Origin of the sequence: Micromonospora sp. SH-82 (genome assembly GCF_051132485.1) — a bacterium.
In the GTDB taxonomy this organism is placed as follows: domain Bacteria; phylum Actinomycetota; class Actinomycetes; order Mycobacteriales; family Micromonosporaceae; genus Micromonospora.
The window spans coordinates 2,017,828-2,040,072 of record NZ_CP148049.1 but is presented as its reverse complement, the minus strand read 5'-3'; the positions used below and the strand labels follow the sequence as shown (position 1 = coordinate 2,040,072).

The window sequence follows — 22,245 nt, the reverse complement described above, 5'->3', positions numbered from 1 at the left end:
CCCGCACGGCGCGGCGCCGGCGGGAGGACGGGGAGGATCCGGTGACGGTCGGGGAGGAGGTCACAGTGCGACCAAGGTTATCCGGTGCCGGCCTTGTAGCCCACGCCCCGCACGGTGAGGATGATTTCGGGTCGCTCCGGATCCGGTTCGATCTTGGCCCGGAGGCGTTGCACGTGCACGTTCACCAGCCGGGTGTCGGCGGCGTGCCGGTAACCCCAGACCTGCTCCAGGAGCACCTCGCGGGTGAAGACCTGGCGGGGTTTGCGGGCCAACGCGACGAGCAGGTCGAACTCCAGCGGGGTCAGCTTCACCTCCTCGCCGTTGCGGCTCACCGTGTGGGCCGGCACGTCGATGGTGATCTGGTTCTCCGGCGGTCCGATGGTGAGCAGCTCCGGGGCGACGTCCTCGCCCCGGCGCAGCCGGGCCCGCACCCGGGCCACCAGTTCCTTCGGCTTGAAGGGCTTCACCACGTAGTCGTCGGCCCCGGACTCCAGGCCGAGGACCACGTCGACGGTGTCGCTCTTGGCGGTGAGCATGACGATCGGTACGCCGGACTCGCCCCGGATCGCCCGCGCCACGTCGATTCCGCTCATCCCGGGCAACATCAGGTCCAGCAGGACGATGTCCGGCCGGCTGTCCCGGAACGCGGCAAGTGCCCGTTCCCCGTCGGCGACGAAGGAGGGCAGGAACCCCTCGCTGCGCAACACGATGCCGAGCATCTCGGCGAGCGCGGGGTCGTCGTCAACCACCAGTACCCGGGCTCTCATGGGGGTTATGGTCCCATCCCTGTTCACGTCGATGCGAATTGCGTCACCCGCACCGTACTGCCCCACCGCGTCCGGCGACACCCGACCCGCGTCTCCACCCGGGGACACCTCGGCCCGCAGCAGCCTCGTCACGGCACGTACCAGCCGGTCAGCCCGGGACGTCCGGGGCGATCCGGTCGACAATCCGACTGTGGCACGATTCGGCACTCCCCTACCCGACGGGACCACCGTGGTCGACGACGATCTGTTCACCCCCACCATCACCGCCGAGACGTACCGACGACGGAGGGCACCCTGGCGACCCCAGTCGTTACTGGTCCCGGCCGTGTTCGGCGGTCCCGCGACGGTCACCGTGCTCGCCCTGGTCAACGCCGGACGGCTCGGAGCGGACCGGTCGGCCCGCCTGGCGGTGGCGGGGGCCGGGGTGGCCGCGGTGGCGGTCCGGCTCGTCCTCACCTCGCTGTTCGCCACGGACCGGCCGGTCCTGCTGGTCGGGGCGTTGGCCGGGGCCGCCGTCGGGGTGGTCGCCACCCGTACCCAGGCCCGGCCGTTCCGGCTGGCCGAGCTCAGGGGTGACGAACCGGCCTCGCTGTGGTGGCCGGGCCTGGCCGCTGTGGTGCTGATCGGGTCGGTGGAGACGCTGCTGCTGATCCTGGTGCTCGGATGAGCGGGTTCACCCCGGACGAGCCGACGAGCGAGCCACCCCGTCCCGACCCGCAGCTGCACCGGGCGGCTGCCCTGCTCGACCTGGGCCGCCCCGAGCAGGCCCTGACGGAGCTGGGCCGGTTGCCCGTGCAGGTGGCCGGCACTCGGGTGGCGTACCAGCTGCGGGCGACGGCGCTGACCCTGCTGGACCGCTGGGACGAGGTCGTCACTGTGGCCCGGCACGGACTGGCCGAGACCGGACCCGACGCCGACCTGTGGGGTCGACTCGGCCTCGCACTCCGCCATCGGCGGGAGTACGTCGAGTCCGAGCGCGCCCTACTGGCCGCGCTGGCCCTCGACCCGCACAGCCCGTGGCTGCTCTGCCAGTACGCCGACCTGTGCACCGCCGTCGGGCAGACCGACAAGGCGGGTCGGTTGATCGCCCGTGCGGCCGAGCAGGACCCCGGGGCACCGACCGTCTTCGCCTCCCGCTACCAGCACGCGTACGCCACGTGTGACGACCGGGCCGCCGAGCAGGTGGCACGGGAGTTCCTGGCCGTCTGGCCGGAGCACCCGGCCGCACTGGCCCTGCACGGGGCGGCGGCCGCCGAACGTGGCAGGTTCCGGGCCGCCGGGAACTCGTTCGGGCAGGCGGTGGCGCAGGACCCGACCGACCGGGAGTTCGCCGACGCCGCCCGCGCCTACCGGGTGTACGCCCACCCGCTGCTCGTTCCGCTGCGCCCGATGGTCCGGCTCGGGGTGCTACGGACCTGGCTGATCGCGGTCACCGTGATCGTCCTGCTCAACCTGGCCGGTCTCACGACGGCGGCCTGGGCGGTGACTGTTCTCTGGCTGCTCTACTGCGGATACTCCTGGATCGTGGCGGTGCTGGTACGCCGCAGGATGCTCAGGTGACCGGCGGGCGCGCAGACGGCACAATGGCCGGTGTGAAGGCATTCCTGCCCTGGCTGACCGTGCTCGCCGTGGTCCTGGTGCTCAGCGCGATGCGGCTGCGCTTCCTGGCCGCCGCCGTCTCGCTGACCTGGTTGGCGTGGTGTGTCTGGACCTGGGTCCGGCCCCGCCGCCCCCGCCGCTGAGCCACCCCACCGCCGGTGCCGGACACGGAGGAGGGGCCCCTCGACGACGAGGGGCCCCTCCGTGTCACGTCCGGGTGATCAGTACCGGTAGTGGTCGGGCTTGAACGGCCCGTCCGGCGAGAGACCCAGGTACGAGGCCTGCACGTCGGTGAGGCGGGTGAGCTTGACGCCGAGGGCGTCCAGGTGCAGCCGGGCCACCTTCTCGTCGAGGTGCTTGGGGAGCACGTAGACACCGATCGGGTACTCGTCGGTCTTGGTGAACAGCTCGATCTGGGCGATCGTCTGGTTGGCGAACGAGTTCGACATCACGAAGCTCGGGTGCCCGGTGGCGTTGCCCAGGTTCAGCAGACGCCCCTCGGAGAGCACGATGATGGCGTGCCCGTCCTCGAACCGCCAGAGGTCGACCTGCGGCTTGATGTTCTCCCGGGTGACGTCGGAGCGCTTCGCCAGACCGGCCATGTCGATCTCGTTGTCGAAGTGGCCGATGTTGCCGACGATCGCCTGGTGCTTCATCCGCGCCATGTGCTCGTTGGTGATGACGTCGAAGCAGCCGGTGGCGGTGATGAAGATGTCGGCGGTCTCGACGACGTCCTCCAGGGTGGCCACCTGGTAGCCGTCCATCGCCGCCTGGAGGGCGCAGATCGGGTCGACCTCGGTCACCACGACCCGGGCGCCCTGGCCGCGCAGCGACTCGGCACAGCCCTTGCCGACGTCGCCGTAGCCCATGACGACAGCCACCTTGCCGCCGATCAGGGTGTCGGTGGCGCGGTTGATGCCGTCGATGAGCGAGTGACGACAGCCGTACTTGTTGTCGAACTTGCTCTTGGTCACCGAGTCGTTGACGTTGATCGCCGGGAAGGCGAGCTTGCCGTCGCGGTGCATCTCGTAGAGCCGGTGGACACCGGTGGTGGTCTCCTCGGTCACGCCCTTGATGCCGGCGGCGATCCGGGTCCAGCGCCGGGTGTCGGAGGCCAGTGACCGGTGCAGCACCCCGAGGATCACCGCGAACTCCTCGGAGTCGGCGGACTCGACCGGCGGAACGGCTCCGGCCTGCTCGAACTCGGCGCCCTTGTGCACCAGGAGGGTGGCGTCACCACCGTCGTCGAGGATCATGTTCGGACCCTGACCGTCGGGCCAGTCGAGCACCTGCTCGGTGCACCACCAGTACTCCTCCAGGGTCTCGCCCTTCCAGGCGTACACCGGGACGCCGGACGGGGCCTCGGGAGTGCCGTTCGGGCCGACGACGATCGCGGCGGCGGCATGGTCCTGGGTGGAGAAGATGTTGCAGGACGCCCACCGGACCTCCGCGCCGAGCGCGACGAGCGTCTCGATCAGCACGGCGGTCTGGATGGTCATGTGCAGCGACCCGGTGACCCGGGCGCCGGCGAGTGGCTGCGCGTCGGCGAACTCCCGCCGGATCGCCATCAGGCCGGGCATCTCGTGCTCGGCGAGCTGGATCTCCTTGCGCCCGAACGCTGCGAGGGACAGATCCGCCACCTTGTAGTCGCCCTCGGCGAGGGTGGTCGGACGTGCCTCGGACGGCCCACCGGTCGTGGTGGCCGGGAGGGTGCTGGTCATGGAAGCTCCTGTCGAACGATGTACTGCCCGATCGCCCACCTTACGCGTGCGTCGGACAGCGCACGGGGCGGTCGGTCCCCCGGGCGGACATGTCCACCCGTGGTCTCGGCCGCCCCGTGCATCCCCCCGGTTTGGTTCCCGCGCGCTCTCGGACCATCGTCGCGACAACGCTGCGCACACACAGACTCACACTCGGGCACCGCCACGTCAACCGATTCCGGGAATTTCGGAAAAGAGCATCTTGCCGGAATTGTCAGAGGACTCCGGCGGTGGTCACGTAGGCGGTCCCGGTGCCGGAGACCGTGACCGGCCCGCCCTGCGCCGTCCCCACCGCCGCCGCCCCACACGGCAGCACCACCGGGCCGGTCCCGTCGTCGACTGTCACCTCACCGTCCACGCACAGCACCACCCGGGGTCCGGTCACCGTCAGCGGGGCCGGATCCTCCCCCGGTGCCGACGTGACCTGGTACAGGGCGAAGTCGTCCACCGGCACCGGCCAGGTGACCACCCCCGCCCCCACCTGCCGGGCGCCCACCACCGGATCGTCGAGCACCTCGAACCGCAGCACCCGCAGCAACTCGTCGACGTCCACCCGCTTCGGGGTCAACCCGCCGCGAAGCACGTTGTCGCTGGCCGCCATGACCTCGACCCCGCACCCGCCGAGGTAGGCGTGCAGGTTCCCGGCGGGCATCCAGATCGCCTCCCCCTGCGCCAACCGGACGTGGTTGAGCAGCAACGCGACGAGCACCCCGGAATCCCCCGGGTACCCGGCCGCCAGATCCCGGACGAGCCCGCCGTCCGGCCCCGTCGGCTTCGCCGCCAGCACCGAGGCGACCAGGTCGGCCCGCTCGGCCGTCGGCCAGGTCAACAGCGCCCGTACCGCCTCCCGCAGACCGTCCGTCCCGGTGGTCAACGCGGCCACCACCGGATCCAACGCCGGTACGCCGAAACCCGCGAACACCTCGGCCGACACCTTCGGATCGCGGAACCCGCACAGCGCCTCGAAGGGCGTGAGCGCGACGAGCAGCTCCGGCTTGTGGTGCGGGTCGACGTAGTTGCGCAGCCCCGGCTCCCTCCCGGCGTCGGCGGCGTGCCCGACCCGGGCCTGGTCCGCGTCCGGGTGCGCCTGCAGACTCAACGGGGCGTCGGCGGCCAACACCTTGAGCAGGAACGGCAGGCGGGTGCCGAACCGCTCGACGACCCGGTCACCGAGCCACTGCCTCGGCTCGGTGCGCAGCAGGTCCGCCAGGCTCACCCGGACGCCGGCCCGGTCCACCTCGGCCGGGGCGTTGGGGTGGGCACCCAGCCACAGTTCGGCCTCCGGGCCGGGACTCGGCACGGTCCGTCCCTGCAGCCGGGCTATCGCCGTCCGCGAACCCCACGCGTAGTCCCGCACCGGCCCGTACAACAACTCCATGCTCAGTGCTCCGCGTTCTCCACCACATCACCGGTCGGGGCCGGTGTCCCGGGGCTCGCTCCACGCCGAGCCCGCGCCGGATCGTAGATGTCCGGCTCCAGATAGATCACCCGGGCGACCGGTACGGCGGCCCGGATCCGCATCTCCACCGCGTTGATCCCCCGCGCGACCTCCTCGGCGCTCTCGCAGTGCGACACGCCGATCTTGGCGGCCACCATCAACTCGTCAGGGCCGAGGTAGAGGGTCTTCATGTGGATGATCCGCTCCACCTCGGGGCCGGCCGTGACAGCCGCCTCGATGGCCGCCACGTCCTGCTTCTCGGCCCCCTCACCGAGCAGCAGGCTCTTGGTCTCGATCGCCAGCACCGCCGCGATGACCACCAGCAGGAGACCGATCATCGCCGTACCGGCGGCGTCCCACCGGCCGTCCCCGGTGACGAGTGTCAACCCGACCCCGAAAAGCGCCAGGACCAGCCCGACCAGGGCACCGAAGTCCTCCAGGAGGACCACCGGCAGCTCCGGGGCCTTGGCCCGACGGACGAACCGCACCCACGTCTGACCGTTGCGGACCCGGTTGGACTCCCTGACGGCCGTCCGGAACGAGGCCGACTCCAACCCGATCGCCACCACCAGGACGACCACCGGCACCCAGTGCCATGCTGTGATGGGCTCCGGATGCGACCACTTGTGGTACGCCTCGTAGAGCGCGAAGAGCCCGCCCAGGGAGAAGAGCACGATCGAGACGATGAACGCGTAGACGTAGCGCTCCCGCCCGTACCCGAAGGGATGCTGCGGGGTGGCCGCCCGCCGGGCCCGGACCCCGCCGAGCAGCAGCAGGCCCTGGTTGCCGGAGTCGGCCACCGAGTGGATCGACTCGGCCAGCATCGAGGACGACCCGGTCAACAGGTACGCGACGAACTTCGTCACCGCGATGCCGAGGTTGGCCAGGAGGGCGGCGACGACCGCCCTGGTCCCACCGGAGGCGCTCACACCGCCCCCGGCACGGCCCGGCAGCTGCGCCACCCGCAGCGTCCGTTCACTGGTTCGCCAGTTCCTTCATCTCGGTGACCGCCGGGACGGCCATCGGATCCAGCCCGTGGGCCAGGGCCAGGTAGACCGAGGCGAAGTCCGGCACCGCTACCAGCGAGGCGAGCCGCTCCAGGGCGGAGCCGCCCTCGGCGGTCACCACGTCGCAGCGGACCCCGCGCCGCTCGGCCAGGGTCTGCACCGCGTCGGCCCGGCGCTCCTCGACGGCCAACGGCTCGTCGGCGTCGTCCTCGGGGTTCAGGCCCCCGTCGCGCAGCAGGACCAGTCGCAGACGGGTCGCGTCCCCGGTGTCGTCGGAGTCGGCGAAGATGTCCCGTGAGGACTCGCCCAGACCGCCGAAGACCCCGTCGAGCAGGCCCACCCGACCCCGGCCGGCCTCGCCGAGCGCCCCGGTGACCACCGGGTAGCGGGCGTTGGCCGACAGGGTGTCACCGAACCGGCGAGCCGCCACGGTGGCCAACGGGGAGGAGCCCCAGACGATCGGGATCGAACCGGCCAGCCCCAGGGCCAGGGACTTGGCCGGGTTCACGAAGGACTCCGCCGAGGGGCGGCAACGGTCGGCGTCCGCGTCCAGCCGGGCCGCCGTCTCCGCCAGGTCCGCCTCGTTGACCTTGACCAGCCCGAGGGCCCGGGCGGCCAGCAGCACCGGGACGGTGAGCGCCCAGAGGCTGGCCCGGGCCGGCGCCCGACGGGGCACCGGGACGAACGGCGCCCGAGCGCGCTCAGCGACCGACTGCAACTGCGAGTCGGGCGGCCCGACCGCGACCAGCCGGGCTCCGCGCCGGTGGGCGGCCTCGGCCGCACCGAGCGCCTCGGGGCTGCGCCCGGAGGCGCTGATCGCGATCACCACGTCGGCCGCCCCGACCCACCCGGGAACCCCTGAGCTACGGTGCGCGATCACCGGGACCGGACACCTCGGACCGGCCACCGTGGCCAACACGTCACCGGTACGCCCGGCGGTGCCGATACCGGCGATGACGACCGCCCGGGGACGCCCGTCGTCGGCGAGGACCGACAGGTTCGCCTCGGCTGCCAGTGCCGCCGACTCGCGTACCTGGGCACCCGCCGAGGCGGTGTGTCGCAGCATCCCGCCCGGATCGTGTTCGAGCAGGGCGGGGGCGTCGTCGAGCAGCGCCTCGTCGGGGTCGCGTCGTCCGCTGACCCCCGTCGTACCCTCGATCACGACGGCTGCCCGCCGCGCGCCTCGTCCAGCAGCAACACCGGTACGTCGTCGCGGACCTCGAAGATCCGGCCGCACTCGGTGCAGGTCAGCGTCTGCCCCTGGGCGTCGTAGGTCAACGGCGCGTGGTGTGTGTCCGGACAGGCGAGAATCTCGAGCAACTGCGGGTCCAGGGCCACGGCGCGGCTCCTTCCACGTGTGCGGTCTCACCGGACGGCGGTGCCGACCGGCGCAGGGATCCTATCGACGTACCCGGTCGAGCACCTCGTCCCGGAGCGAGATCATCCTTTCCCGGGACGGAGCCTCGACGTTGAGCCGCAGCAACGGCTCGGTGTTCGACGCCCGCAGATTGAACCAGGCACCGTCCGGGAAACGCAGGGTGAGCCCGTCGAGGTCGTCGGTCTCGGCGTCCGGGTACGCGGCGCGGACCTCGGCGACCTTGGCCGCCTGGTCGGTCACCGTGGAATTGATCTCACCGGAGGCGGTGTACCGCTCGTACTCCCGGGCCAGCTCGGACAGGGGGAGATCCTGCCCACCCAGCACGGCCAGGGTGTGCATCGCGGCCAACATCCCGGTGTCGGCGAACCAGAAGTCCCGGAAGTAGTAGTGGGCGGAGTGCTCGCCCCCGAACACGGCGTTGGTCCGGGCCATCTCCGCCTTGATGAAGGAGTGCCCGACCCGGGCGACCAGCGGCTCCCCGCCGTGCTCCCGAACGATCTCGGGTACGGCGGTGGAGCAGATCAGGTTGTGGATCACCGTGGAGCCGGGGTGCCTGGCCAGCTCCCTGGTCGCGACGAGGGCGGTGATCGCCGACGGGGAGACCGGCTCCCCCCGCTCGTCGACCACGAAGCAGCGGTCGGCGTCCCCGTCGAAGGCCAGCCCCAGGTCGGCGTCGTGCTCCCGGACCGCCTTCTGCAGGTCGACCAGGTTCGCCGGGTCCAGCGGGTTCGCCTCGTGGTGGGGGAAGGTGCCGTCCAGCTCGAAGTAGAGCGGGACGATCTCCAGCGGCAGGGCGGTCAGGGCCGCGTCGCCGAGCACGCTCGGCACCGTGTACCCACCCATCCCGTTCCCGGCGTCCACCACGACCTTGAGCGGCCGGATGCCGCCGAGGTCGACCAGCTTGCGCAGGTGGGCGGCGTAGTCGGCGAGCAGGTCGCGCTGCTGCACCGGCCGGGGCGGCTCACCCGTCGGGCGCTCGGCGGCACCGTCCAGCAGCGCCTGGGCCCGCTCGCGGATCTCCGCCAGGCCGCTGTCCTGACCGATGGGGCGGGCCCCGGACCGGCACAGCTTGATCCCGTTGTACTGGGCCGGATTGTGACTGGCGGTGAACATCGCGCCCGGCAGGTCGAGTGAACCGGAGGCGTAGTAGAGCATGTCGGTGGAGGCGAGACCGATGTCGATCACGGCCCGCCCGGTGGTCTGCACCCCCCTGGCGAAGGCGGCGGCCAGCCCTGGGCCGGTGGCCCGCATGTCGTACGCGACGACCACGGCGTCACCGGGCTCGTCGGTCCGGTCGAGCAGCTGGCCGAAGGCGACACCGAGTACCTCGGCGACCCGCTCGTCCCACTGGTCCGGCACCGTCCCTCGGACGTCGTACGCCTTCACGATCTGGGACAGATCACTCACCGGTTCCGCTCCTCGCCGCAGGTCCTCAACGAAGCTGAGCGTAACGGAGCGGCATGACGGGTCCCGGGAAGCTCCTGCGGATTGGCCTGAGCTCACTGCGGCGGTTGCGGCATCACCGCTGTCGAATCACCCCCGGCCTGCGTGGACGTCCTCTCAGGGGCGGTCTGCGGGCCGGGTGCGGTGGGTGGGGACGACGGGGCGTCACCGGCCGGGGAGCCGGTGGCGGGCGTCGTGGGGCCGGCGGACGAGGGGTCCGCTCCCCCACCGGCCGCCGACACCGGCGGCGAGGGCGCGGGTGCCGGGGGCGGGGTCGCCTGCGGCACCGGGGGCGGGGTCGCCTGCGGCGGTCGACCAGGCGCGGCCGCCGTCGGACCCGCCAGGCGCGGGTCAGGTCCTGACGGAGGTACGGCGGGCACCGCAGCCGATCCACCCGCCAGGCGCGGGTCAGGTCCTGACGGAGGTACGGCGGGCACCGCAGCCGATCCACCCGCCAGGCGCGGGTCAGGTCCTGACGGAGGTACGGCGGGCACCGCTGCCGATCCACCCGCCGACCGGGGGTCCGGCCCCGACGGTGGCACGGCCGGGGCCGAGGGGGCGCCGTACACGTTCCCGGTCGGCCGGGCGGGTGGGGCGCCGTACACGTGCCCGGTGGGTCGGGCGGCCGGGGCGCCGTACACGTGCCCCGCCGGTGACGCGGGGGGCGGCGGGGCGGGCTGGCCCGCCGGCCGGCCGTAGACACCGCCGGAGGCGGCCGGTGCCCCGCCTGCGGGGCGGCCCGCCGGGGACCCGCCACCGGAGCGGTAGACGTTCTCACGGGCACGGGGCGGCTGCGGAACCGGCCCCGGTCCGGCGGCCGGTGGCCGCTGGTGACCGGGCTGCCCGATCCCGTCGGGGCGACCTGACGGGATCGCCTGGTCCGCCCGTTCCCGCCGGTCCGCCCGGGACCGGCGGATCAGCAGGACGATCAGCCCGAGACCGAGCACCACCAGGGCGACCCCGAAGTACAGGATGGGTGACAGGCTGCCGGAGGTGGGCGCGGCGGACGGCTGCTCGGCCGCGACCGGAACCAGGCCTGCCCCGGTCGGGGTGACCAGGGCCTCGGTGGGTTCCCTGGTGGCCTCCTCGGTGGGGCTCGGGCTGGGACTGGTCACCGGGCTTCGGGTGACGGTCGGCGCGGGACCGGGCGAGGACGCCAACCGGCCGCCGACCCGGGAGGTGGTCGCATCCTGCCCGAACGACTCCCCCTGGGCGGTGCTGACCTGCGCGAAAACGGCCACCCGACCGGCCGGAGCACCGGCCTGGAAGGAGATCCGGTACCGGACCTGGACCTTCTTGCCCTCGCAGAGCACGGGTCGCCTCGGCGACACGAATCCGCTGCCCACCGAGCCGTCGGTGCCGGTCACCCCCACCGGAGCCCGGCCGCCGTCGGCCTCGACCTCCATCCGCACCTGGTCGGCCCGGAGCCCGTCCAGCTGCAACCCCAACGCGGTACGCACCCGTACGCAGCCCTCGCTGCGCTTGCGCACCTCGACCGTCACCGATCCCGGTGAGCCACCGGCGGAGAACCCGTTGGTGGACCGGACCCGGACCGAGTCCTCGTCGGCGTACGCCGGGGAGGCACCGACGACCAACAGGCCGCCCAGCACCGCATTGGCCGCCACGACTCGTACCACGTGCCGACGTACCGACATGATCACCTCACCGTGTCCGCCCGGTCTGGGCCGCGGGTCAGGCTACTACCGGGTCGGGTGACCCGCTGGTCGCCGAAGGCCGGATGTGTGGGCAGCGTTACCCGGTGCCGTCGGATTCCTGCCCGGCCTTCCCGGACAGGGCACCGAAGGCGATCGCGAAGGTCACCCCGAAAGTGATCCCGAGAATGACACCGATTGCACCGTCGAACGCTCCCAGGCCGATCGCCAACCCGATCGCCAGCCCGGCGGGCCAGGCCCACAGATCGGTGCGGCCGGTGGACTCCCCAGGGTTGCTCATGACCGTGATGATGCCGTCGGCCGACAACCTCCGCCCGTCGAGCGCCGGTACGACCGGACATCCATCCGACTCACCCGACGATCAGGGGCGGGGCGGATCCGGATCGGCACCGGGGCTCCCGGCCCGCTGCAACTCCTCCTCGAACATCACGAAGGTCTTCCGCCGGATGCCCCGGATCAGGGTCTCCTCGGTCGGCGTCAGGCGTCGCCCCTCCCGCTCGGCGGTGTCGAGGATCGCCTGCACCGTCTCGTACAGCGCGAAGACCGGCCCCTCACCGGAGAGGTAGTGACCCCGGAACGCCTCGGTCTCTTGGACGAACCGGTCGACCGACCGCGTGTACACCTCACCACCGACGTCGAGAACGATTTTCGCAAAGAGTTCGTTCTTCGCCATCCAGGATCCGTCGTCGATCGAGAGGCGCCAGACACGAACGCCTTCAGGACTATTGACTATCTTCACCGGCGATCCATAGTACTCATAATACGAGGGAACGAGGCCACTGCCGTATTCGTCAGACATCCGATGACCCGATCGCAGATGAAACAGCTTTCTCGAAACAAGCTTTCTGAAACTCTCTGATTCTATCCACCAACCTCTCCTCCCGAGCCGTCATCAACCTTCCCTCCTGCAGAGCCAGAGCGCCGATGTCTCGTCTTACCTCATAGAGGGAGTGCTCCCAGGCGGCCACCTCGTCAACCTGCTCCAGGTGTATTCGAAACTCTCCGAGGTGCCCATTAGACATCTTGAGAACGAACTGCAAATCACAATATCCACTTTTCTGCGGGTCCAGGAATCTGTCCTCGAACCGCACGATCTCGATCGAGGGATCAGCCATCACGCGCTCCAACGCGAGATACACGTCATTCAGCGAACGAAACTCCACTTTAGCAGCGGCCAGATCATGCAACTTCGAGGCGTCTCCCTGAAACTTCGCGATCTTGTCTCGAACCCTGTCCAACCTCTTCGGAGCGGTACGCCATCCAGGCTTACCCACCTGCCGACCATCAATCTTTGAGATTTCGACAGCTAGCGCATTGAGCTGACGCTGCGCCACCTCCGCAGATCGATAAAGATCAGTTATGTAGCTACGCATATATTCGGGATCTTCTCTCATTCCCGGGTTGAATCTCGGCTGCGTAACCCGCTTCTGCGCCAATCGGGCTGCTTCGCTGACGGCCTGCTGCTCCGCCGTGATCAGCGACGGTCGATTGGCTGATCCGATCTCACCCGACGGGCTCGATTCGATATCCGCATCGAGCCCTGCCAGCACCTCGGTCAGCGCCTGGATCGCCCGGGGGTTGTCCGACAGGTTGAGCAGGGTGACCGGGCGGGCGGTCAGGGAGACGGCGAGCTCGGGTGAGTCGAGGATCACCCGGACCAGGTCGGGTCGACCCGCCAACCGGGTCAGCAGGGTCCCGGCCATCGCGCGGCCGGTTTCGGTCGGGGAGCGCCACGCCTCGTCGAGCATCCGTCGAACCCGGTCGTCCGCGAACACCAGCGACGCGTCCCGCGCCTCCTGCTCACCGAGGTGCGGCACCAGGCGCTGCAACGCCGCCGGGTCCAGCTCGGCGGCGACCCGTGCAGGGCTCACCCCGGCGGTCCGCAGATCGTCGAGGGCTACGGCGGCGGCCACCACCTCCCGGGCGGAGATCTCCGACCCGACCGTCTCCACCACCGCCGCAGCGTTCCGGTCCACCCCTGGCGTCCTCGGATCCGCTGTATCCCCGTCGGGCGTCGGCGGTCCGGCCACATTCGCCGAACCCGGCCGATGCGGCGGGTCCGGCCGGTCGGGGTGGTGCACGGCGTACCCGGGCCGCCGAGGCTGCGGCGGGGGGTCGGGCAGGACGCTGTACCGGCCGCGTTGCAGACCGTCCAGGGGCATCGGCCGACCGTCGGGGCCGAGCACCAGGGCGTCCACGTCGACCACGTTGTCCCGGTGCGGGACGCCCCGATGCCCGTACGGCGGACGTTCGCTGACCACGCCGAGCTGAGGATCGAGGTAGAGGACCGTGCCGTTCTGGTTCAGGGCGACCCAGACGTGCGCGCCGCCGCCCTCCCACTCGGTGACCACGAAGGCGTAGCTGCCGTGCCCACCGATCCGCAGGTGGTCGTGCAACCGCCGGTACGCCCCGTGGACCGCGGCCCCCCGGGACACCGGCGCGCCCGGTGGGGGTGGTGCGCAGAGGCGCTGGAAGCGTCCACCGGTCGCCGCCTCGATCCGGGCCGATCCACCGGCCTCGCCGTCGATGGGTCGCCGTACGTCCCCGAACTGGTAGCCGTCGAACGTACGGGGCGCCGACACCCGGGGTCGCCCGTGCGCCCAGGTCTCGTAGAGCGACAGGGTGCAGTCGATGCAGTTGATGCCCCGGGTCGGGTCCGCCTGCGGTCCCCCGTCGTTGGCCAGTCGGAACCAGCCGCCCCGGCGGGGGTCGGCGGTCCGCTGCACCCGGCCGCCCGAGTCCCGGGGCATGTGCCGTTCCAGGTCGGTCTGGTGCACCCGCAGCGGTGGGCGCAACCCGCCCCGCTGCCCGTAGCGGCGGGACCGGTCGATCGGCGGGGGGTGCCCGGCGCGGCCGGTCAACGCCGACCGGTCGTCGGTCTCCACCGCCCCGTGCGCCACCTGAGCGCCGCTCTCGTTGACCCGGCGGAAGTCCGCCTCGCCGTCGACAGTCGTCGTCGGGGGCGCCGCTGCCCCGCTCAGGGCGACGTCGACCTGGTCACGGCAGTAGGTGCTGTTACGGAACTCGTCGGTGGCGGCCTCGTCCCAGGCGATGGCGGCTCGCACCTGCCCGGCCTGTCGCAACTGCGAGGCGTGCGCCGAGTACACCCGGGCACGGTGGGCGTAGTAGTCCGCCCACTCCCGCATCCGTCCCGCCTCTGCGGTGCGGCGTCCCTGTTCGTACCAGGCCCGTCGGGAGTGAAGGTGTCCCTGGTACTGCCGACGCTGCGCGGCGTCCCGTTCGGCGGTCCACCAGGCCGCGTGCCGGTCGGCACCTGCCCGCCCCGGCGGCAGCGGGTCGGCGACCGCACCCGGTCGGGGCAGCGGGGACGGCTGCCGAGGCGACGGGACACCCGGCACCGGCGGTGTGCGGGGCGGAACGACCGACCCCGACGGCGACGCGACCGGGACGGACGACGACGTGACCGGGGTGGACGACGGGGTGGACGGGGTGGGGGCTGCCGTCGAGGACGGGGTGGTCCCGTCGAGCAGGCCGACGCGACGCAGCTCACCGGCCACCGGCCCGGGTCCGGGGGCGGCGGCACTCGGGCCGGGTCCGGAGGTGGCGGGGCTCGGACCGGGTCCGGGGGCGGCGGCACTCGGGCCGGGTCCGGAGGTGGCGGGGCTCGGACCGGGTCCGGGGGCGGCGGCACTCGGGCCGGGTCCGGAGATGGCGGGGCTCGGACCAGGTCCGGGGGGCGGGCCGGGGTTGTTCGTCGGGCCGGTGGACGTGGCCGGACTCGGGGACCCGTCCGGGGCGACCGGGGCCACGCCGGGATATCCGGAGGCAGGTCCGGGCGGAGCCGTCGCGGCAGCCGTCCCGGGCTCCGCCAGGGTCGGGGCGGCGTCGGTGCCGCGTACCGGAGAGGGTTGGGCGGCGACCTCGGGGCCGGTCACCGGAGCCCTCGCCGTGGGGTCCTGCCCCGTGGCCGCCCCGCCGGACGAGTCTGCGGTCCGTGCCACCGACATGTCGACTGTCGACGAGGGCGACACGGCGACGGTCGGCCCAGCCACCCCCGGACCGGCGACCGGCGACGCTTCGACACCCGACACAGCCGCTCCCGGCGCGGCGACCGGCGACGCGGCGGCACTCGGCCCGGCTGCGGGCGGTGTCACGGCTGCGGGTGACGGCCCGGCGGTGGGTGACGGCCCGGCAGCGGGCGGTGTCACGGCGGCAGGCGTCGGCCCCGCGGCGGGCAGGGCGTCGGCGACGTCGGGCCGGGCGGGATCCGCTGTCGGCGGGGGCGGGACGAGACCAGGTGGCGGGTACCGGCCACCGGCGAGGGCGCTCAGCCGGCCGTCGAGCCGGGCCGTGAGGGCGGCGTCGGCCTGGGCGGTGGTGGAACCCCGGGCCCCGGAGGCCGCCGCCCGCGCCGCCTCCTCCAGCGAGGTCGGCCCCTGCCCGGTGGCGAGGCCGGCGGCGTTCTCCGCGATCACCTCGGCCCCCATCGACCGGCCGACGTGCTCACCCATTCTGGTCAGTCGGCCGGTCGCGTGCCGTCCCAGCGAGGCCAACGGCGCGGCGGCCCCGCCGGCCAGGCCGCCGAGGGCGGAGGTGCCCAGCTCCCCGACGTCCAGTCCCTGCCGACGTCCGGTGGTGTTCTGGTAGGTCTGGGTGGCGAGGGTGATCCCGCTCTCCTCAGCGGCCTCGACGGCACCGCCGAGGGCGGCCTTGCGTCCCAGCCCCCGCGCCGCGTGCCGGACCGTCTCCCGGGCCGCTCGTTCGCCGGCCTCCTTGAGCCCGGGCCTGAGTGTCTTGCGGGCCAGTCGGGCGACGAGCCGTCGAAAGATCTGCTGGACGACGACCCGGGTCGCCGCGATCACCGGTGCGGCGGCCGGGGAGGCGGCACCGGCCGTCAACACCGTCACAGTGGCGAGAATCGCCAGCTCGGTCACGAGGATCGCGAGCTCGATCCACACCTCGATCTTGGCGCCCTCGATGTCGCAGCCGCACTCCTCGACGAGGCGACCCAGGTCCTGGGTGATCGCCAACAGCACCGGCAGGGGTGCCTCGTCGCCGTCGGCCACCCGCCGCCAGGCGTTGTCGAACGCCTGGGCCACGGCCCCGGTGCCGCCGTACCCGCTGCGGATCTCGCCGGCGGCGGCCGTCGCGTCGGCGCGGGGTCCGGTCAGTGCGCCGGCGACGGCGTACCACTGGTCGGCGAGGTCCCAGACGGCGCGCTCGTCGCCCTCCGGCCACTCCACCCCGACCACCCAGTCCAGGGCCTCGTACACCCAGCCCGGCAGGTCCCACGGGGTGAGGTCCAGCGGGTGCGGGATCGGACTCGGCAACAGAGTCACGGGTACGCCTCCGGCGGTCAGCGTCGCTGGTCGGTGACCCGGTCGAGCCGCTTGCCGCTCGCGGTGTCGGTCCGGAGGTCGGCGTCCACCGCCCGCAGGACCTCGTCACCGAGGCCCTCGATGCGGTGGCCGAGCCCGGCCCAGACCCGCAGGACCGTCTCCTCGTAGCCCCGGTATCCGCGCTCGAAGGCGGCGCCGATGTCGTCGCGTCCCCAGGGTCGCTGCGCACTCGCCGCCGCGATCCGGCCGCCCGCCTGCCGCTGTCGGGCAGTGACCGCCGCCCCGGCCAGTCCGAGATCCCGACCGCCCCGCCGGGCTCGACCGGGATCGAGCCACACCTGCCCGTCAGCCATCGCCGTCCCGCTCCCGTTCGACCGCCGCGTCGGCCCGACGCACCAGGGCACCGAGGTCACCGGTGCGCAGGAAGTCCATCGACCCCGATCCGGCCGGCAGGTAGCCGGCCATCAACTCCTGTGTCGCCGTCGCCGCCGCACCCGCCGCGGCCTGCACCGTCTTCGTGATGGTGCGGCTCAGCGCCGGAGCGTCCCTGCTCCGGTAGACGGCCGGGTCGAGGTCGACGGCCACCACCTCACCCCGAGCGCCGACGGTGACGGTGACCTGCCCGTCGGCGGATCGCTCGGTCACCCGCAGCTCGGCCAGCCGACCCTGGAGTTCGTCCAGACCGGACCGCAACTGTCGATACTGTCCGTACACATCGTCGAACCGTGCCCGGAGTGCACGGTTGGCGTCCCGGTCCACACCCTCCACCAGCCCACCCTTCCGTCACCGAAGGTAGGGAAGACCATACCGGGCGCCACGAAGCTGTGGGGTCCGGTAACTTCAGCACGGTGATCGACCGTCAGCAGGCCGAGCAGCTCGCCGCAGTGTGGGCCCGCCGTGACTCGCAACGCCTCGGCCACGAGTGCAGTCCGACGGTGACCGAGTTCGATCTGGGCTTCGTCGTCTCCTCCACCGTCTCCACCGACGTCCGGGCGGTCCCCGGCGACCTGCCGACGACCGTGATCGACAGGGCGTCCGGCGAGGTCACCACCTGGCCCCGGGTCCCCGCCGACGTGGTCGAGCAGATGTACCGACGGAGTCGACCCGCCCAGGGTCCGCCGCCCCGCACCGTCGACCCGTCCGCCCAGCTGCTCCGGGAGCTTCGACGGCTGCCGACGCCCGGGGTCGCCGCGCACCTCACGGTGCAGGACGAGCTGTTCACCGCGTACGGCGTCAAGGGCGACGTCGACCTCGACCACCATGCCCTGGTCCGGTCCTACCTCGACGGGTTGCCCCCGGGGCACCTGGTGCGCGGGGGCGAGCGGCACGCCGAGGTGATCGCTGTCTCCGACGCCCTGCACCACCACGACCACCGGCGCGGACTCGCCGGACAGCCGCCGCTGGGGCAGGACGAGGCACGGCTTCTGTTCGGCACGGCGCGGTTCGAGTCGTACCGGATCCGGGAGACCGGCGACCCGGCCGGCGGTCCGGCCGAGCGTCCCTGCGACTCCTGTCTGGCCCTCCTCGTCCACTTCGACCTGCTGCCCTGGTCGGAGCTGGCCTTCGTCGAGGACTGGCGTCCGGGGCGGCAGGTGTCGCCGATGCCGGGGCGGTTCCCCGACCCGGTGGCCGACGCCCTGGTGGCGGCGGGTTGGCGACCGCACTTCGGCGACGAGGTGCTGGCGGCGGCCGCTGTGGAGCAGGTGTGCGCGGTCCGTGGCGCGACCCACGGGCACGTCGCCCTCCCGGCGGCCACCCGGACCCTCGCCGCCTTTCCCGGACTGGTCGGGGGTCGGCGCGGCCCCGGGGCGGAGGTCTGGATCTCGCGGTTCGGCATCCACCCGCACCGGGTGGCGCACAGCGCCGACACCCTGGCCGACGCCGCCGCCGTGATCGGGGCCCGACTGTTCCCGATCGGTTCCGAGCAGGAGGACAGCCTCCTCGCCGTCGACGAACACGGTCGGGTCTTCGCCCTGGACCAGGGCGGTGAATGGTTCCTGGGTGGGGACGTCGACGCTGCTCTCACCACCCTGCTGCTCGGTCACGCCCCCGCCCGGGTACGCGACGACGGCACCTGGTGACGTCGGTTGTCGGGTCGCCGACACAGGGCTCGGGTCCCGACCGGGCCGGACCCGACATACGCCGACATGTCACATCGAAGCAAATCGCTGGTCGGTGCACAATGACCCCATGCCGTCTTCTCCGGCCCGGAAGCTGAGGGCGCTCCTCGTCGCCGTCGTCACCCTCGCCCTCGGGACGGCCGCACTGGTCTGGGGTCTACAGGGCGTCGAGGCGGCCAGTTGGTTGGCCGGGGTCGGCAGCTTCGTCGTGGCGGTCGCCTACCTCACCCACGACGCCACGGGTGGGGGGCGGCCGAGCCGGACCGGGCACCGGGTGGCGGCCTGGCTCGGTGGACGGGTCCGCCGGGTCTCGCTCCCCGAGACCGAGGGGCCGACCACGGTGTCGGCGAGCACCCGGGGCCTCGTCGAGGACGTACACGTCCGATCGTCACCGTCGAGGGACGACCCGGGGCAGGCCCCGACGGGCCGACCGGGGCAGCCCGGGACGGAGGCGCCCGGGCAGCTCCCGACCGGCCGACCGGGGCGGGCCGGGACGGAGGCGCCCGGACGGGTCCCGACCGGTGTCCGGGTGGTGGACGGCCTGGTCGGCCGGGATCCCCAGGTACGCCGGGTCCTGGAGGCCGTCGGACGCGACGAGACCCTGGTCGTGGTGGGCGGGCACGGCATGGGCAAGACCTCGTTCCTGGGCCTGCTGCGCTCGGCGGTCCGGCAGGAGTTCCCGGACGTCGTCGTGGTGCCGTCCCGGCCGGAGATGAGGGCCGAGCCGTACGGCCTCAGCGAGGCGTACCGGGGGGAGTACGGGGATTCCCTCGACGTCCTGGTCGCGGCGCTCCTGCTCGACAAGTCGACCCAGCTGCTGGGTGACCTCGTCGGCGGGGACCTGGGGCACTTCGGCACCTTCGCCGCAGCCGCCGAGAGCACCCAGGACGCGGCGAGCACCGTCGTCGCGGTCCGCAACGACGTCCAGGCGGGGACCGGGGGCCGGATCTCCGACGTGAGGATCCACGTCGACCTCCAGCCCACCCCGGAGGACCCCCTCGATCGGCTGCGCCGGGCACAGCGACGGGTGGACGAGGCGTTCCTCGCCGACTGGCGTACCTTCCTGGCGGGACGTCGGGCGGTGGTGATCCTGGACGGCTTCGAGACGCTCATCGACGACGCCGTCGGTCAGTGGTTCGTCGCCTTCAGCGCCCGGATGCCGGGCACCTCGGTCGTCCTCCCCCTGGTTCCCCACGGGTACGCCGAGCACGGTCGCCGGGTGTTCGACCCGGATCTGGTCCAGGAACTGCCCCGGTTCGACACCGCCGAGGCCCAGGCGTTCCTGACCCACCACTTCGGGCAGCGTTCGGCCGAGGCGCTGGTCTCGACGGTGCTGGACTTCACCGGGGGGCACCCGTACGGGCTGAAGCTCGTCACCCAGATGATCCGGGCGAACGCGGCCGAGGCCATGGACCCGGCCGGACTGCGGAGGATGCTGCTGCGGGCGTCGGAGAGCGGGGAACTCCGCATCGACGACCTGGTCCGTGCGGTGATCCGCCCCGAGCGCAACCCGGACGCCTGGCGGGTGGTGGAGGTCTGTTCCCTCCTGCACAGCTTCGACGTCGAGATGGTGCGGATCCTCCTCGACGGCGAGGACCTGGCCGCCGACCCGGGCCGGATCGGTGACGCCGTCCGGCAGATCCACAGTCTGGGGTTGCTCGAACCGCTGGCCTTCGACGACAGGTACCGGCTGCACGACTTCGTCCGGCCGGTGCTCGCCGAGGCCGTCCGCCGGTTCCGACGGGAGTTGTGGCTTCGGATCCACCGGCGGGCCGCCACCTACTACTACGACCGGATCCGGCTGATCGAGGGCAAGACCACCACGGCGTACGGGTCGTGGTTCAAGTACGAGGACGTGGTCTGGCAGACGTACGAGACCGAGTGGTTGGCGCACTCGGCCGAGCTCGTCGACGAACGCCACCTGGCCCGGACCCGGTTCGTCCTGTTGTTCCTCGAAGCGTTCTGGTGGTGGGGCGTCTACGTCGACTTCTCGTTCTGTCGACAGCTGCTCGACAGTTGGCAGCGTTCGGTCCGGGTGGCCGAGGACCGCGACCTGTTCGACGAGTTGACCCGGTTCCACCACCACTATCCGACGGGGCCGGGCAAGCCGTCCGGCGCGCACTGGACCCAGGCCCGGCTGGCCCTGCGCACCATCGGTGAGCTGTGTGGTCTGCACCGGGGCTGGCGGTCGGCCGGCGCCCCGGCGGAGCAGGGTGTCCGTCGGCGGGCCTGGCTGTACCTGCGGTTGTTCACCGCGCACACCTACTGGTACGACGGGCACCTGGTCCTCGCCGAGCAGGAGTACGGCAGCAACGAGTCGGAGTTCGTCGACCTCGACGACCCGTGGGTGCTGGCCTGGTTCTACTTCGAGTGGGCCGAGGTGGCCTTCGCCGCCGGTGACCGACGCTCGGCGTCGGCCCGGTGCCGCCGCTGCGGTGCCCTGCTGCGTCGCCTCAGGGAGGAGGAGGGCGAGGTCGAGTCGGAGCTCCTGGCCAACCTGCATCGGCTCCTCGGCGACCTGCTGCACGACGACGATCCGGTGACCGCCGCCCGCCAGTACGGCCAGGCGGTGCTGCGGGCCTTCCTCTTCCAGCGGATGGCGAGCGACCTGGACCGACCGGTCAACCCGCCGGACGCGTACACCCACCGGTTCTACGCCGAGATCACGGCGCGGGCGGCGGCCCGAGCCCGCTCGTGGGCGGGCCGTCCGCAGCGCCCGGAGTTGGTGGCCGCGCTGGTCGAGGCCACGGCGGGGGGCGTGCCACCGGAGACGACGGACGTGGCCGACCCCACTGTGACAGTCGAGGGGCTGGCCGCCCGGCTCTTCCCGCGTGGCCCGTCGCCGCAGGAGTTGGGGCGTCGGCGCAGCGCCTTCACCGATCACTGGGGGGAGGTCGTCGAGCGGTGGGAGGTCGACGTGGTCGCCGAACTCGACGTGGTGGACCGCCTCACCGGGGCGGGGGCGGACGGGTAGCCCGCCCGCCCGGCGAGGGGTGGTCGGTCACCCCGTCGGCTCGGCGGCCTCACCGGCCGGGGCCAGGAGCGGCACCGTGTGCAGGTCCTCGACACCGAGCGGCGTCGACTCCGCCGGTTGTCGGTCGAGGAGGGCCAGGAGGGCGGCGTACTCGGGGTCGTCGTCGGCCGTCCCGCCTTCGGCACCGGCGAAGTAGTCGGTGACGAACGTCCTGACCAGGGATGCCCGCACCGGTACGCCGGTGGTCTGCACCATCAGCAGCATCCCGTGTTGCCGTCGGCTCTCGGGGCGGATCCGGGGTTGGAAGAACGGGAAGGGCAGCAGCCCGAACCCGAGTCGCTGGTAGAAGCGCAGCCGCGCCTGGGGGTCCCCGAACTCCCCGACGGGGTGACGCCGGGGATCCTCGACCTCGGCGAGCACCACCTCGGCACCCGTCCGGTCCCGCCAGCGGGGCAGCAGCCCGGTCAGCAGCGCGCTGCCCACCCCACCTCCGCGCAGGCCGGGACGGGCCGCCGCGTAGCTCAGCAGCAGCACCCCGTCGAACAAGTCGGCCACCGCCATGCCGAGCAGCCGACCGTCGGCCACCGCGACGCCCACGTGGGTGGTGCCCGAGGCGAACCCTTCGCCGATGACGTCGACGCCCTCCAACTGGTCGGGAGGGAAGCTGGGCAGGAGGATCTCCGCGTACCCCCGGTGCAGGAGTTCGACGTCGTGGCCGGCGGAGAGTTCCCGGACCTCGATCGGACCGTCGGCTGGGGGGACCACCGGGGGCGTCATCACCCCATC

General features: G+C 72.5%; 19 protein-coding genes. 5 read left to right on the top strand and 14 right to left on the bottom strand.

The window, feature by feature from the left end:
- Window positions 1-77 precede the first annotated feature (77 nt).
- Window positions 78-767, bottom strand: coding sequence for an MtrAB system response regulator MtrA (gene mtrA, locus WHN02_RS09445; protein WP_350900246.1), 690 nt, complete (start codon window positions 765-767; stop codon window positions 78-80).
- Window positions 768-957: 190 nt separating this feature from the next.
- On the opposite strand from mtrA, the gene WHN02_RS09440 reads away from it, so the two are divergent.
- Genes WHN02_RS09440 through WHN02_RS09430 form a run of 3 tightly spaced genes read left to right on the top strand, consistent with a single transcriptional unit; the run spans window position 958 to window position 2,509 of the window.
- Window positions 958-1,434, top strand: a complete 477-nt coding sequence (locus tag WHN02_RS09440; protein WP_434742985.1) for a hypothetical protein — start codon at window positions 958-960, stop codon at window positions 1,432-1,434.
- Entirely contained in the window at window positions 1,431-2,327 is an 897-nt protein-coding gene (locus WHN02_RS09435) for a tetratricopeptide repeat protein (RefSeq protein WP_434742984.1), read from the top strand. The genes WHN02_RS09440 and WHN02_RS09435 overlap by 4 nt, the downstream gene beginning before the upstream one ends.
- 32 nt (window positions 2,328-2,359) lie before the next feature.
- Window positions 2,360-2,509, top strand: a complete 150-nt coding sequence (locus tag WHN02_RS09430) for a hypothetical protein (protein WP_434742983.1) — start codon at window positions 2,360-2,362, stop codon at window positions 2,507-2,509.
- 78 nt (window positions 2,510-2,587) lie between these two features.
- On the opposite strand, the gene ahcY is transcribed toward WHN02_RS09430, so the two are convergent.
- From ahcY to WHN02_RS09370, 12 genes are all read right to left on the bottom strand, one after another.
- Entirely contained in the window at window positions 2,588-4,087 is a 1,500-nt protein-coding gene (gene ahcY, locus WHN02_RS09425) for an adenosylhomocysteinase (protein WP_434742982.1), read from the bottom strand.
- Window positions 4,088-4,340: 253 nt separating this feature from the next.
- On the bottom strand, window positions 4,341-5,504 hold the full coding sequence (manA, locus tag WHN02_RS09420; RefSeq protein ID WP_434742981.1) for a mannose-6-phosphate isomerase, class I: 1,164 nt from the start codon (window positions 5,502-5,504) through the stop codon (window positions 4,341-4,343).
- 2 nt (window positions 5,505-5,506) lie between these two features.
- Window positions 5,507-6,493 (bottom strand): cation diffusion facilitator family transporter, encoded by a 987-nt coding sequence (locus tag WHN02_RS09415; RefSeq protein WP_434743885.1) that lies wholly within the window; start codon window positions 6,491-6,493, stop codon window positions 5,507-5,509.
- Window positions 6,494-6,539: 46 nt separating this feature from the next.
- Window positions 6,540-7,733 (bottom strand): SIS domain-containing protein, encoded by a 1,194-nt coding sequence (locus WHN02_RS09410; protein WP_434742980.1) that lies wholly within the window; start codon window positions 7,731-7,733, stop codon window positions 6,540-6,542.
- The gene (locus tag WHN02_RS09405) at window positions 7,730-7,909 is read right to left on the bottom strand and encodes a Trm112 family protein (RefSeq protein ID WP_350898193.1); all 180 of its coding nucleotides are present in this window, start codon (window positions 7,907-7,909) and stop codon (window positions 7,730-7,732) included. The genes WHN02_RS09410 and WHN02_RS09405 overlap by 4 nt, the downstream gene beginning before the upstream one ends.
- 61 nt (window positions 7,910-7,970) lie before the next feature.
- Entirely contained in the window at window positions 7,971-9,356 is a 1,386-nt protein-coding gene (locus WHN02_RS09400) for a phosphomannomutase/phosphoglucomutase (RefSeq protein ID WP_434742979.1), read from the bottom strand.
- 92 nt (window positions 9,357-9,448) lie between these two features.
- Window positions 9,449-11,047 carry a hypothetical protein gene (locus WHN02_RS09395; RefSeq protein ID WP_434742978.1) on the bottom strand — a complete coding sequence of 533 codons (1,599 nt, stop codon included), beginning with the start codon at window positions 11,045-11,047 and terminating at the stop codon, window positions 9,449-9,451.
- A gap of 97 nt (window positions 11,048-11,144) precedes the next feature.
- Window positions 11,145-11,345, bottom strand: a complete 201-nt coding sequence (locus WHN02_RS09390; protein WP_434742977.1) for a hypothetical protein — start codon at window positions 11,343-11,345, stop codon at window positions 11,145-11,147.
- An 81-nt stretch (window positions 11,346-11,426) separates the two neighbouring features.
- Window positions 11,427-11,864 (bottom strand): hypothetical protein, encoded by a 438-nt coding sequence (locus WHN02_RS09385; protein ID WP_434742976.1) that lies wholly within the window; start codon window positions 11,862-11,864, stop codon window positions 11,427-11,429.
- Window positions 11,857-16,365, bottom strand: a complete 4,509-nt coding sequence (locus WHN02_RS09380; protein WP_434742975.1) for a toxin glutamine deamidase domain-containing protein — start codon at window positions 16,363-16,365, stop codon at window positions 11,857-11,859. The genes WHN02_RS09385 and WHN02_RS09380 overlap by 8 nt, the downstream gene beginning before the upstream one ends.
- Window positions 16,366-16,382: 17 nt before the next feature.
- Window positions 16,383-16,718, bottom strand: a complete 336-nt coding sequence (locus WHN02_RS09375; protein ID WP_434742974.1) for a hypothetical protein — start codon at window positions 16,716-16,718, stop codon at window positions 16,383-16,385.
- Window positions 16,711-17,133, bottom strand: coding sequence for a YbaB/EbfC family nucleoid-associated protein (locus WHN02_RS09370; RefSeq protein ID WP_434742973.1), 423 nt, complete (start codon window positions 17,131-17,133; stop codon window positions 16,711-16,713). Before WHN02_RS09370 ends, WHN02_RS09375 begins: the two co-directional genes overlap by 8 nt.
- Before the next feature lie 80 nt (window positions 17,134-17,213).
- Here WHN02_RS09370 and WHN02_RS09365 point away from each other — a divergent pair, with 80 nt between their 5' ends.
- The gene (locus WHN02_RS09365; protein ID WP_434742972.1) at window positions 17,214-18,446 is read left to right on the top strand and encodes an SUKH-3 domain-containing protein; all 1,233 of its coding nucleotides are present in this window, start codon (window positions 17,214-17,216) and stop codon (window positions 18,444-18,446) included.
- 109 nt (window positions 18,447-18,555) lie between these two features.
- A complete protein-coding gene (locus WHN02_RS09360) occupies window positions 18,556-21,459 on the top strand; it encodes a hypothetical protein (RefSeq protein ID WP_434742971.1) in 2,904 nt (967 codons plus the stop codon).
- 27 nt (window positions 21,460-21,486) lie between these two features.
- On the opposite strand, the gene WHN02_RS09355 is transcribed toward WHN02_RS09360, so the two are convergent.
- Window positions 21,487-22,236: a GNAT family N-acetyltransferase gene (locus WHN02_RS09355; protein WP_434742970.1), complete on the bottom strand. Its 750-nt coding sequence runs from the start codon at window positions 22,234-22,236 to the stop codon at window positions 21,487-21,489.
- Between the last annotated feature and the right edge of the window lie 9 nt (window positions 22,237-22,245).

Bases quoted from the DNA above. Each gene is read 5' to 3' on its own strand.
- WHN02_RS09355 (WP_434742970.1), bottom strand. From the start codon at position 22,236: ATGACGCCCCCGGTGGTCCCCCCAGCCGACGGTCCGATCGAGGTCCGG.
- manA (WP_434742981.1), bottom strand. From the start codon at position 5,504: ATGGAGTTGTTGTACGGGCCGGTGCGGGACTACGCGTGGGGTTCGCGG.
- ahcY (WP_434742982.1), bottom strand. From the start codon at position 4,087: ATGACCAGCACCCTCCCGGCCACCACGACCGGTGGGCCGTCCGAGGCA.
- WHN02_RS09360 (WP_434742971.1), top strand. From the start codon at position 18,556: ATGCCGTCTTCTCCGGCCCGGAAGCTGAGGGCGCTCCTCGTCGCCGTC.
- mtrA (WP_350900246.1), bottom strand. From the start codon at position 767: ATGAGAGCCCGGGTACTGGTGGTTGACGACGACCCCGCGCTCGCCGAG.
- WHN02_RS09390 (WP_434742977.1), bottom strand. From the start codon at position 11,345: ATGAGCAACCCTGGGGAGTCCACCGGCCGCACCGATCTGTGGGCCTGG.
- WHN02_RS09385 (WP_434742976.1), bottom strand. From the start codon at position 11,864: ATGTCTGACGAATACGGCAGTGGCCTCGTTCCCTCGTATTATGAGTAC.
- WHN02_RS09395 (WP_434742978.1), bottom strand. From the start codon at position 11,047: ATGTCGGTACGTCGGCACGTGGTACGAGTCGTGGCGGCCAATGCGGTG.
- WHN02_RS09435 (WP_434742984.1), top strand. From the start codon at position 1,431: ATGAGCGGGTTCACCCCGGACGAGCCGACGAGCGAGCCACCCCGTCCC.
- WHN02_RS09375 (WP_434742974.1), bottom strand. From the start codon at position 16,718: ATGGCTGACGGGCAGGTGTGGCTCGATCCCGGTCGAGCCCGGCGGGGC.